Below are 12,904 nucleotides of genomic sequence, written 5' to 3'. Positions count from 1 at the left end.
TCGATGGTGTTTCGGTTGTTGGCTCGGCTGTTGTTGGCGCTTCGGTTGTTGTTTCTTCCGTCGATGGCGTTTCGGTTGTCGGTTCTGCTGTTGTTGGTGCTTCGGTCGTTGTTTCTTCCGTTGATGGTGTTTCGGTTGTCGGTGCTTCGGTCGTTGTTTCTTCCGTTGATGGTGTTTCGGTTGTCGGTGCTTCGGTCGTTGGATCGTCTGGTAGCTTCGTAACTGTCACTTTCACTCTGTTAACAATATTACGATCAACTAATACAGTAGTACTTGCAGTTTCTATAGTTTCCATTCCTGATTGATCAACTGTAGGTACAAACATGCGTAATTCATAATCGCCTGGGTTCATTCCTACAAAATAAAAATAACCTTCACTATTTGTAGAACCTCTATAAGTAGTCCCATCTATTCCGATAAGTTCAATGTTGATATTACCTAAACGAGAATCCCATTGCCCATCGTTATCTCCATCATAATATATAATACCCTCTAAAAATCTCAGTGAGGATTCCTGTAAATAAAATGCGTGTTGTTGTGTAACTTGTTGTTCGATATTTTGTAATTCAGCTGCGTGTGTTACAACAGATTGATTCAATAAACCGACAGTTCCTAATATACTCGAAGTAATTGCAAAAGATATTTTCTTAAAATTTTTATTATTCTTCATAAATTTTTATTCCTATTTTCTACAATTTAATATATGGCCAACTTCATATATTAAATTGCAGAAATCCCTTTTAATTAATTTGGATTTTTTTAATCTATCTTTTTTAAACATTACTTTTAATTATATAATGTATTTTAATATAATTCATTTATTGACTCCAAAATAAAAGGAGACATTTTTTAAAATCATGTCTCCTTTTTCCTTGCAGTTAGTCTATAATTTTACACTACACAAAATTATTTCACAATATAATAGCCTAAGAATATTTATTTTCTTAGGTTTTTGTTGTTATTTATAGTGATATGCTGTTTTTTGTAAATTTTATTTCAAATTATAATGTTTACTTTCGTAATCTTTTCGTTCCATGATAAACATAATCGCTAAGAATGCAAAGCCTAATAATATAAATGTAACGCCACCTAATTGCGATTCTTCATATAATGCAAATCCGGCAATAATTTCAACTAATCCTAATACCATTACGATGAGTTCTTTCATTTTAATATTCATATTTACCCTCCTTTATTATATTCAGTTTAACTATCATACACCAATTTCTAATAAATTATCTGTTTTGTGATTGTGAACGTTTAGTGACATAAAAAACACCCAAATATTAATATTTGGGTGTAAAATTTATTAATTTTCAGTTACTACTACTTCATCTTGCTCTAATGCTGGTGCATCTTTTTCGTATTCAACGCCACTATAACGTCTCATACCTGTACCAGCTGGTATTAACTTACCGATAATAACGTTTTCTTTAAGTCCTAATAAGTCATCACGTTTACCTTTGATCGCTGCATCAGTTAACACACGTGTTGTTTCCTGGAACGATGCTGCAGATAAGAAACTTTCTGTTTCAAGTGATGCTTTCGTAATACCAAGCAATACAGGTTTCGCTGTTGCTGGGTGTTTTCTCGCTTTAAACACTTCACGGTTAGCATCAGTAAATGTATGAATATCAACTAATGCACCTGGTAATAATTTCGTGTCTCCTGCTTCGATAATACGAACTTTACGTAACATTTGACGTACCATTACCTCAACGTGTTTATCTGAGATTTCTACCCCTTGCATACGGTATACTTTTTGAACTTCTTTTAATAAGTAGCTTTGTGTCGCATTAAGGCCCGCAACTGCTAATAATTGTTTAGGCTCGATAGAACCTTCAGTCATTACTTCACCACGCGCGATTTTTTGACCAACTTCTACTTTAAGTCTTGCAGTACCAGGTGCTAAGTACGTACGTACTTCGTTTTCACCTTTAACTTTAATTTCCTGCATACGATCTTTTACTACGTTTAATTCGATAATCTCACCGTTAATCTCAGAGATTACAGCTTGACCTTTCGGATTACGCGCTTCGAATAACTCCTGGATACGAGGTAAACCTTGTGTAATATCGGCACCGGCAACCCCACCTGTATGGAATGTACGCATCGTTAACTGAGTACCAGGTTCACCGATAGATTGGGCAGCGATTGTACCAACTGCTTCCCCAACTTCTACTTTTTCACCTGTTGCTAAGTTTTTACCGTAACATTTTTCACAAACCCCGTGACGTGAGTTACATGTAAATGCTGAACGGATATGCATTTCTTCGATACCTGCATCCACGATTTGTTTCGCGATTTCAGGTGTAATCAATTCGTTCACTTTAACAAGAATTTCTTTTGTTTCTGGGTGTCTTACTGTTTCACGAGAATAACGTCCTTCTAAACGTTCAATGAATGGTTCAATAAGTTCTGAACCTTCACGGATCGCTGAAACAAGTAATCCACGGTCAGTACCACAATCAGGTTCACGTACGATAACGTCTTGAGCAACGTCAACTAGACGACGTGTTAAGTAACCTGAATCGGCTGTTTTAAGTGCTGTATCGGCAAGACCTTTACGCGCACCATGCGTAGAGATAAAGTATTCTAATACTGTTAAACCTTCACGGAATGAAGATTTGATTGGTAACTCAATGATACGTCCAGCCGGGTTGGCCATCAGTCCACGCATACCTGCTAACTGCGTAAAGTTAGACGCGTTACCACGGGCACCAGAGTCACTCATCATGAAGATTGGGTTCAAGTCATCTAAAGAGTTCATTAATTTTGCTTGAATGTCATCTTTAGCTTTCGTCCAAATCTCAATAACAGCTGCGTAACGTTCACTTTCAGTAATTAAACCACGTGTGAACTGTTTCGTTACTCTATCTACTTTTTCTTCTGCTAAACCGATGATATCTTGTTTATCTGGTAATACCACGATGTCAGATACACCTACTGTAATACCAGCACGTGAAGAATATTTAAATCCTAAATCTTTCATTCTGTCTAACATCATAGAAGTATCAGTAATATGGAATCTATTGAACACTTCAGCAATGATTTGACCTAAGAATTTCTTATTAAATGGTTTAACAAGTGGTTGCTCGTTTAAGTATTTTAATAATCCTTCTTCAGTTAATTCAGTTGCATCGATGAAATATTTATCAGGTGTTACTGTTTCTAAGTTTGATAAAGTTGGTTCGTTAATGAACGGGAATGATTCAGGCATAATTTCATTAAAGATTACTTTACCGACAGAGGTGATTAACAATTGGTTGTTTTGTTTGTCAGTAAACGTTGGATTGTTAAATGATCCAGCTTGAACGGCAATACGCGCATGTAGATGAACATATCCATTGACATAAGCCATAATAACTTCATTCGCATCTTTAAAGATTCTACCTTCCCCAATCGTACCTAAACGCTCTAATGTTAAGTAGTAGTTACCTAATACCATATCCTGAGATGGTGTAACAACTGGTTTACCATCTTTAGGGTTTAAGATATTTTGTGCAGCTAACATTAACATACGCGCTTCAGCTTGCGCTTCTTTAGATAAAGGTACGTGAACGGCCATTTGGTCACCATCGAAATCGGCATTGTATGCAGTCGTTACAAGTGGATGTAATCGAATCGCACGACCTTCAACTAATGTCGGTTCGAAAGCCTGGATACCTAAACGGTGAAGTGTTGGTGCACGGTTTAACAGAACTGGGTGTTCACGAATAACGTCTTCTAAAACGTCCCAGATTTCTGGTTCCATACGCTCAATTTTACCTTTAGCGTTCTTAATGTTTGTCGCAATTTCACGTTCAACAAGTTCTTTCATAACAAATGGTTTGAATAATTCAAGTGCCATTTCTTTTGGAAGACCACATTGATACATTTTTAAGTTTGGACCTACTACGATAACCGAACGACCAGAGTAGTCTACACGTTTACCAAGTAAGTTTTGACGGAAACGACCTTGTTTCCCTTTTAACATATGAGATAAAGATTTTAATGGGCGGTTACCAGGTCCAGTAACTGGACGGCCACGACGACCATTATCAATTAAAGCATCAACCGCTTCTTGTAACATACGTTTTTCATTTTGTACGATGATACCAGGCGCACCTAAATCTAATAAACGTTTTAAACGGTTGTTACGGTTAATAACACGACGATATAAATCGTTTAAATCAGATGTAGCGAAACGTCCACCATCTAATTGAACCATCGGACGAATTTCAGGTGGAATGATTGGTAATACATCTAAAATCATCCATGAAGGATCATTACCAGAGTTACGGAATGATTCAACAACTTCTAAACGTTTGATAGCTCTTGTTAAACGTTGTCCTGTTGCTGTTTCTAATTCTTCACGTAAAGATTTTAATTCACCATCTAAATCGATGTCCATCAATAAATCTTTAATCGCTTCAGCACCCATCTTAGCAGTAAATTGCCCAGGGAACTTATCGTAATACTCACGGTATTCTCTTTCAGATAATAATGATTTTTTCTCTAATCCAGTTGGCCCAGGATCAATTACAGCGTAAGAAGCAAAGTAGATAACTTCTTCTAAAGAACGCGGAGACATATCTAAAAGTAATCCCATACGAGAAGGAATTCCTTTGAAATACCAAATGTGTGATACAGGTGCAGCTAATTCAATATGACCCATACGTTCACGACGTACTTTTGATTTTGTTACTTCGACGCCACAACGGTCACAGACCATACCTTTGTAACGTACACGTTTATATTTACCACAGCTACATTCCCAGTCTTTTGTTGGACCGAAAATTTTCTCACAGAATAAACCATCTCTTTCAGGTTTTAATGTACGGTAGTTAATTGTTTCTGGCTTTTTAACTTCACCAAAACTCCAAGAACGGATTTTTTCAGGTGAAGCGAGACCTATCTTCATGTAATGAAAGTTATTTACATCAATCAAAGCCCTACCTCCTTAGTGTATTAAAAATTTTATCAAGATTTATATTTCAACTTGTTTAACCATCATGTAAACACTTATTGATTTACATAATGTATTAAACAAAATAAGTGACTAGCTTTTGAGATAGTGATTATTCAGTGATCTCAGCTTCTGGTGTTGGTGCTTTTGCAAGGTTAATCTTTGAATCGATGAAATCGTCATCTTCTAAATCACGCATTTCAATCTCTTCATCTTTGTTATCCATTACTTTTACATCTAACCCTAAACTTTGTAACTCTTTCATCAATACGCGGAATGATTCCGGAACACCTGGACGTGGAATATTTTCACCTTTAACGATTGCTTCGTAAGTTTTCACACGACCAACAGTATCATCTGATTTGTACGTTAAGATTTCTTGTAAAGTATATGCCGCACCGTAAGCTTCAAGTGCCCATACTTCCATCTCACCAAAACGTTGTCCACCAAATTGTGCTTTACCACCAAGTGGTTGTTGTGTAACAAGTGAGTAAGGTCCAGTTGAACGTGCATGTAACTTATCATCAACCATGTGGGCTAATTTAAGCATGTACATTACACCAACTGATACACGGTTATCGAATGGTTCACCAGTACGTCCATCGTAAAGTACAGTTTTACCGTCACGTGCCATACCAGCTTCTTCGATTGTTGACCAAACATCTTCATCGTTTGCTCCATCAAATACTGGAGACGCAACATGCAGACCTAAGTTTTTAGCAGCCATACCTAAGTGTAACTCTAATACTTGTCCGATGTTCATACGAGAAGGTACCCCAAGTGGGTTTAACATGATATCAATCGGTGTTCCATCAGGCATAAATGGCATATCTTCTTCTGGTAAGATACGTGAGATAACCCCTTTATTTCCGTGACGTCCACACATTTTATCCCCAACATGAATTTTACGTTTTTGAACGATGTAAACACGTACTAATTGGTTAACGCCTGGTGGTAACTCGTCGCCATCTTCACGATTAAAGACTTTAACGTCTAATACGATACCATCAGCACCGTGTGGTACACGTAATGAAGTATCACGTACTTCACGCGCTTTTTCACCGAAGATTGCATGTAATAAACGTTCTTCAGCCGTTAATTCAGTAACCCCTTTAGGCGTTACTTTACCAACTAAGATGTCACCATCACGTACTTCAGCACCAACGAAAATGATACCACGATCATCTAAGTTTTTAAGTGCATTATCAGATACGTTAGGAATATCTCTTGTAATCTCTTCAGGTCCAAGCTTCGTATCACGCGCTTCTGATTCATATTCTTCAATATGGATAGAAGTATATACGTCGTCTTTCACAAGACGTTCGCTCATGATTACAGCATCCTCATAGTTATAACCATCCCAAGTCATAAATCCAACAACTACGTTACGTCCAAGTGCCATCTCACCAAGTTCCATAGAAGGACCATCTGCTAAGATTTCACCTTTCGTTACGATGTCACCAGCTTCAACGATTGGACGTTGGTTGTAACAAGTACCAGAGTTTGAACGTGCGAATTTCGCTAATTTGTATACATCTAAATCTGTTTCGATTTCTTTTCCGCCTTCTTCAACAATACGGCGAACTTTAATCTGACGAGCTTCAACGTGCTCTACACGACCTTTATATTTCGCTACTACTGCAGCACCAGAATCACGTGCTGCTACGTGTTCCATACCCGTACCAACAAATGGTGCTTCAGGATTCATTAACGGCACTGCTTGACGTTGCATGTTCGCACCCATTAAGGCACGGTTCGAGTCATCGTTTTCTAAGAATGGGATACAAGCTGTGGCAGCAGAAACAACCTGTTTCGGTGAAACGTCCATGTAATCCATGCGTTCACGTGCCATTACAGTATTATCACCACGGAAACGACAAACAACTTCGTCATCTAAGAACTTACCATTATCGTCTAAGCGTGAGTTCGCTTGGGCAACAACATAAGCATCTTCTTCGTCAGCTGTTAAATAGTCAATTTGTGATGTAACAGTATTTGTTTCAATATCAACTTTTCTGTATGGTGTTTCAATGAAACCAAATTCATTGACACGTGCATAACTTGAAAGTGAGTTGATTAGCCCGATGTTTGGTCCCTCCGGCGTTTCAATCGGACACATACGGCCATAGTGAGAGTAGTGAACGTCACGTACTTCCATACCTGCGCGTTCTCTTGTTAAACCACCAGGTCCTAATGCAGATAAACGACGTTTATGTGTAAGCTCAGCTAATGGGTTTGCCTGGTCCATGAACTGAGATAATTGTGAACTACCAAAGAATTCTTTAATAGATGCAATGACTGGACGGATATTGATTAATTGTTGAGGCGTTACAGATTCAGTATCTTGTAAACTCATACGTTCGCGTACAACACGCTCCATACGACTTAAACCGATACGGAATTGGTTTTGTAATAATTCACCAACTGAACGTAAACGACGATTACCTAAGTGATCGATATCATCAGTGAAACCTACTCCAGCTAATAAGTTAAAGAAATAACTTACAGAAGATAAAATATCAGCAGGTGTGATACACTTCACTTCTTCATCTGGGAATGCATTACCGATAATTGTTGTCGTACGTTTTTCTTCATCTCCAGGAACATAAACTTTAACAGATTGAATTTCAATCGGCTCGTCTAATAAACCATTCTCTAAAGTGAATACTTTTTGGTTGGCGTTGTTTTCAAGTACATCTAAAATTTGATCTAAATTACGACGATCTAAAAGTGTACCTTCTTCAGCTACGATTTCACCTGTTTCTACATCAACGATTGGCTCAGCTAACGTTTGATTGAATAAACGGTGTTTTAAATGTAACTTTTTATTCATTTTATAACGTCCAACGCTTGCTAAATCATAGCGTTTTGGGTCGAAGAAACGAGAGTATAATAGACTCTTCGCATTCTCAACTGTAGGTGGTTCACCTGGACGTAAACGTTCATAAATTTCAAGTAATGCAGCTTCAGTTGACTCAGTATTATCTTTGTCTAATGCGTTACGTAAATACTCGTTGTCACCTAATAAATCAATGATTTCCTGGTCACTTGAGAATCCTAATGCACGTAAAAGTACAGTGATCGGTAATTTACGTGTACGGTCAATACGAACGAATACTACATCTTTCGCATCAGTTTCATATTCAAGCCACGCACCACGGTTAGGGATAACAGTCGCTCCAAAGCTCACTTTACCATTCTTGTCGACTTTATCATTGAAGTATACAGATGGTGAACGAACTAACTGAGATACGATAACACGTTCTGCACCATTGATGACAAACGTACCTGTATCAGTCATTAATGGGAAATCACCCATAAAGACTTCTTGTTCTTTCACTTCGCCTGTTTCTTTAATAATTAATCGTACCTTTACTCGAAGTGGCGCTGAGTAAGTAGCATCACGGTTCTTTGCTTCATCTAAATCGTACTTTGGCTCACCTAATTTGTAATCAACAAATTCTAATGAAAGATTTCCAGTGAAGTCTTCAATTGGTGAAATGTCTCTAAACATCTCGATTAAACCTTCTTCTAAGAACCATTCATAAGATTTTGTTTGAATCTCTATTAAGTTAGGTAATTCTAAAATCTCGGAAATTCTTGCGTAACTTCTACGCTGACGATGCCTTCCGTATTGGATAAGTTGACCTGTCAACAGATTCACCCCTCAAAAATTGTGGTGCCTTTTACCTAAACAGAGGAATAAGACAAAAAGAAAACGGAATCACATAACTCCATTTTCACATTTTATTTTAAACTCATTTCTCCTAAAATTAGATAGAAAAGTGCACACTTATTCATTTAAATTTTTACATTCTATTACTATAACAGACGGAATGTATAAGGTCAACCTTTTACACTCTTTAATATATAGTAACCTTTATCTTTCTTCAGAACTGCAACATTACCAAAAACGTCTTCCATCTTCTTTTTAGCTGATGGCATACCTTGTTTCTTTTGGATGACAACGTATAGCGCACCGTCTTTATCAAGCACTTTCGCACTATCTTCTAATATGCGATGTACAACGTCTTTGCCCGCACGAATTGGTGGGTTTGTAATCACTGCATCAAAACGTTCTGTTACTTCATTTAATCCATCACTCTTATAGATTGTTGTGTTATGAATATTGTTAGCATTACTATTTCTTTCAGATAAAGATAATGCGCGTTCGTTCACATCTACCATATGTACTGTTGATTCCGGATAATGCTTTGCCACCATTAAGCCCATCGTGCCATATCCACATCCGACATCAAGTACTCGAGCAGGACGTGTATCTTCTAAAAAAGTTTTGACGAGTAAGTTAGATCCGAAATCAACGCCACCTTTCGAAAATACACCACTATCCGTCGTAAGCTTCAAACTGTGATTCCCCATATTAAAGCTGATGATACTTTCATTGCTTTCTACCGTTTGTTCTTCACTATAATAATGACTCACCTTAACACCTCACTTATTTCAACTCAGCGCAATGCGCACTCAGTTGAAATTATACCAATATAAAGCAAGAAAAACCCGTTATATACATAACGGGTTTCGGACAAAAGAGAAATTATTTAACTTCTACAGTTGCTCCAGCTTCTTCTAATTTAGCTTTTAATTCTTCAGCTTCGTCTTTAGATACGCCTTCTTTAACTACTTTAGGAGCGCCATCAACTAAGTCTTTAGCGTCTTTTAATCCTAAACCAGTAGCTTCTTTAACAGCTTTAACAACTTTAATTTTTGAAGATCCAGCAGATACTAATTCTACGTCGAATTCAGTTTTTTCTGCAGCAGCACCTTCGCCACCAGCAGCACCAGCAGCAGCTACAGGAGCAGCAGCAGTAACACCGAATTCTTCTTCGATAGCTTTAACTAAATCGTTTAATTCTAAAACTGACATTTCTTTAATCATTTCGATAATTTTTTCGTTTGACATGATTGTATTCCTCCATTTAATTTAAGTTTTTTATGATACTAATTGTCTTTGGCTAAGTGAATTATGCTTCTTCAGCAGGAGCAGCTTCTTCTCCGCCTTCTTTTTGTTCTCCAACAGCTTTAACTGCATATGCGAAGTTACGCATTGGAGCTTGTAATACTGAAAGAACCATTGAGATAAGTCCTTCTTTTGATGGTAATGATGCGATAGCTTTGATATCATCAGCGCTAGTCACTTTACCTTCAATAACACCGGCTTTGATTTCTAACTTTTCGTTTTCTTTTGCGAAGTCAGCGAGAATTTTTGCTGGCGCAACAACTTCTTCGTTAGAGAATGCAATAGCGTTTGGTCCAGTTAAAAATTCTTCAAGTCCTTCGATACCAGCAGCTTCTGCTGAACGACGTACTAAAGTATTTTTGTAAACGTGGAATTCCACACCAGCTTCACGAAGTTGTTTACGTAGTTCAGTTACTTGCGCAACAGTTAAACCACGATAGTCAACGATGATAGTTGATACTGAATTTTTTAATTGTTCAGTGATCAAATCAGCTTTTTGTTGTTTGATTTCGATAGCTTTTGTACTCATTATGACACCTCCATTAAGATTTTCGTGCTTTTCTAATAAAGTATTAAAAAAGCACTTTTCACCCATGGTAAAAAGTGCTTGAAAGTTCATCAAGTCAAATTTCACCTCGGTAGGATTATTAAGCATACGCCCCTACTGTCTTAGGTTATTTATAAAATACAAATTACACTATATCGTGAAATTTGAATCTTGTCAATTTGTTTTTTAAAATTAGTTTCTAACTTCTGTTGGGTCAACTTTGATACCAGGGCCCATAGTAGAAGTTACAGAAACAGTTTTGAAGTAAGTACCTTTTGATGATGCTGGTTTAGCTTTAGCTAAAACATCTTTTAAAGTGTTAAAGTTTTCAACTAATTTAGCAGTATCAAATGATACTTTACCGATTGAAGCGTGCACGATACCAGATTTCTCAGCACGGTATTCTACTTTACCAGCTTTGATCTCCTGAACAGCTTTTGTTACGTCCATCGTTACAGTACCAGTTTTAGGGTTTGGCATTAAACCTTTAGGTCCTAAGACACGTCCAAGTTTACCAACTTCACCCATCATGTCTGGAGTTGCTACGATTACATCGAATTCGAACCAACCTTGGTTGATCTTGTTGATGTATTCAGCATCGCCAACATAGTCAGCGCCTGCAGCTTCAGCTTCTTTTAATTTTTCACCTTTAGCGAATACTAATACACGTTGCGTTTTACCAGTTCCGTTTGGTAATACAACTGCCCCACGGATTTGTTGGTCATTTTTACGTACATCGATTCCTAAACGGAATGCAACTTCAACAGAAGCGTCAAAGTTTACTGTGCTTGTTTCTTGCGCAAGTTTGATAGCTTCTTCTACAGAGTAGAATTTAGTGTTATCAACTTTTTGAGCGGCTTCTTGATATTTTTTACCTTTTTTAGCCATTTCTTATTTCCTCCTTATAGTGGTTTTAGCGGAATGTCCTCCCACGGGCACTGTCTATAACAGTGCAAGAGCAGACTTAGATAAGTCTGCTTGTTAAATCTTAAAATACTATTTAATTTCTACACCCATACTACGAGCAGTACCAGCAACAATTCTCATTGCCGCTTCAACGCTTGCTGCATTTAAATCTTCCATTTTAGCTTCAGCGATTTCACGTACTTGATCTTCAGTTACTGTAGCAACTTTAGTCTTGTTTGGTTCACCAGAACCTTTTTCGATTTTAGCTGCTTTTTTAAGTAAAACTGCTGCAGGTGGTGTTTTAGTGATAAATGTAAATGAACGATCTTCAAATACAGAAATTTCAACCGGAATAATTAAACCTGCTTGTTCTTGTGTACGCGCGTTAAATTCTTTACAGAATCCCATAATGTTAACACCTGCTTGACCTAATGCTGGACCAACTGGTGGCGCTGGATTCGCTTTCCCTGCTGGGATTTGTAATTTAACAACTTTGATTACTTTTTTAGCCACGATGTGCACCTCCTATAATATCGTGATGTGGTCACAGGGTATGATATTTACCCTCCCACTCAACAATCGTACTAATTAGCACGACCATAAAATATTACCACTTACTCATAAAAATTGCAAGTGAAAATTTACAATTTATTTTTTAAAATTTTTTATTATAATTTTTCGATTTGATCGAATTCAACTTCAACTGGTGTTTCACGACCAAACATATCTACTAATACTGTTAATTTGTATTTCTCGATATCGATTTCTTTCACTTCACCAACCTGGTTTGTAAAAGGACCGCTCGTTACGCGCACTTGTTCACCGACTTCAATTTCAACATCGATCGTTTTTTCGTTCATACCCATTGATTTCAAAATAAACTTAGCTTCTTCTGGTAATAATGGATTTGGTTTAGAACCTGCACCGGCAGATCCTACGAAACCTGTAACACCTGGTGTGTTACGTACAACATACCAAGATTCATCCGTCATCACTAACTCTACTAAAACATAACCAGGGAATGTTTTCTTTACAGATGTTTTTGCTTTACCGTCTTTAATCGTTGTTTCCTCTTCTTCCGGAATAACGACTCTAAAGATTTGATCTTGCATATTCATAGATTCAAGACGCTTTTCTAAGTTGTCTTTTACTTTGTTTTCATAGCCTGAATACGTATGAACTGCGTACCAATGCTTTTTGCTTTCCTCAGACATAATATGCCTCCTTAATTAATTAATCGAATAAGCTCAGAAATGCCTAAGTCGATTGCGTAAAAGAAAATAATAAAGAATAATACAGTTAATACTACGATTGTTGTATCTCTAACAACTTCCTGACCAGTTGGCCATGAAGTTTTTTTCATCTCAGAAATAACACCTTGAAAGAAATTTTCTTTATGTTCCATGCGTTTGCCTCCGTCATGTTTAAATTGATAAAAAATAGACCGAACCGTAATTCGATACTTATTTTTTAGTACTATATTGTTCACGTCTAATCATCACATTCATTCATTCTAATCCTAGTT

The 12,904-nt window shown here is 37.2% G+C and carries 11 protein-coding genes and 1 other annotated feature; all 11 genes read right to left on the bottom strand.

Translation table 11 applies throughout. From position 1 onward, the window contains the following. Positions 1–670 (bottom strand): carboxypeptidase-like regulatory domain-containing protein (locus BFS35_RS13255; RefSeq protein ID WP_147329927.1); only part of this gene is annotated, 670 nt, incomplete at its 3' end. A 321-nt stretch (positions 671–991) separates the two neighbouring features. Then, positions 992–1,180, bottom strand: a complete 189-nt coding sequence (locus BFS35_RS13250; RefSeq protein WP_099577363.1) for a hypothetical protein — start codon at positions 1,178–1,180, stop codon at positions 992–994. A gap of 129 nt (positions 1,181–1,309) precedes the next feature. Next, a complete protein-coding gene (gene rpoC / locus BFS35_RS13245) occupies positions 1,310–4,930 on the bottom strand; it encodes a DNA-directed RNA polymerase subunit beta' (RefSeq protein WP_099577361.1) in 3,621 nt (1,206 codons plus the stop codon). Positions 4,931–5,060: 130 nt separating this feature from the next. Beyond that, positions 5,061–8,603, bottom strand: coding sequence for a DNA-directed RNA polymerase subunit beta (rpoB, locus tag BFS35_RS13240; RefSeq protein ID WP_099577360.1), 3,543 nt, complete (start codon positions 8,601–8,603; stop codon positions 5,061–5,063). A 191-nt stretch (positions 8,604–8,794) separates the two neighbouring features. Beyond that, positions 8,795–9,391: a class I SAM-dependent methyltransferase gene (locus BFS35_RS13235; RefSeq protein ID WP_099577358.1), complete on the bottom strand. Its 597-nt coding sequence runs from the start codon at positions 9,389–9,391 to the stop codon at positions 8,795–8,797. A gap of 112 nt (positions 9,392–9,503) precedes the next feature. Further along, positions 9,504–9,869 (bottom strand): 50S ribosomal protein L7/L12, encoded by a 366-nt coding sequence (gene rplL / locus BFS35_RS13230; RefSeq protein WP_407943232.1) that lies wholly within the window; start codon positions 9,867–9,869, stop codon positions 9,504–9,506. Positions 9,870–9,930: 61 nt separating this feature from the next. Beyond that, positions 9,931–10,455: a 50S ribosomal protein L10 gene (gene rplJ / locus BFS35_RS13225; protein ID WP_165958653.1), complete on the bottom strand. Its 525-nt coding sequence runs from the start codon at positions 10,453–10,455 to the stop codon at positions 9,931–9,933. Between the two features lie 36 nt (positions 10,456–10,491). Continuing rightward, positions 10,492–10,618: a sequence feature (ribosomal protein L10 leader region), on the bottom strand. Positions 10,619–10,665: 47 nt separating this feature from the next. Beyond that, positions 10,666–11,361, bottom strand: coding sequence for a 50S ribosomal protein L1 (rplA, locus tag BFS35_RS13220; RefSeq protein ID WP_099577354.1), 696 nt, complete (start codon positions 11,359–11,361; stop codon positions 10,666–10,668). Positions 11,362–11,469: 108 nt separating this feature from the next. Continuing rightward, complete coding sequence (gene rplK / locus BFS35_RS13215; protein ID WP_096077864.1) at positions 11,470–11,892, bottom strand: 50S ribosomal protein L11; 423 nt, start codon at positions 11,890–11,892, stop codon at positions 11,470–11,472. A 155-nt stretch (positions 11,893–12,047) separates the two neighbouring features. Next, positions 12,048–12,593 carry a transcription termination/antitermination protein NusG gene (gene nusG, locus BFS35_RS13210; protein WP_099577352.1) on the bottom strand — a complete coding sequence of 182 codons (546 nt, stop codon included), beginning with the start codon at positions 12,591–12,593 and terminating at the stop codon, positions 12,048–12,050. Between the two features lie 11 nt (positions 12,594–12,604). Further along, a complete protein-coding gene (gene secE / locus BFS35_RS13205; RefSeq protein ID WP_099577350.1) occupies positions 12,605–12,784 on the bottom strand; it encodes a preprotein translocase subunit SecE in 180 nt (59 codons plus the stop codon). Positions 12,785–12,904 lie beyond the last annotated feature (120 nt).

The organism is Macrococcoides goetzii (assembly GCF_002742385.2).
Taxonomy (GTDB): Bacteria; Bacillota; Bacilli; order Staphylococcales; family Staphylococcaceae; genus Macrococcoides; species Macrococcoides goetzii.
Note: the sequence above shows the minus strand (reverse complement) of the source record. Positions and strands in the feature narration are given on the sequence as shown.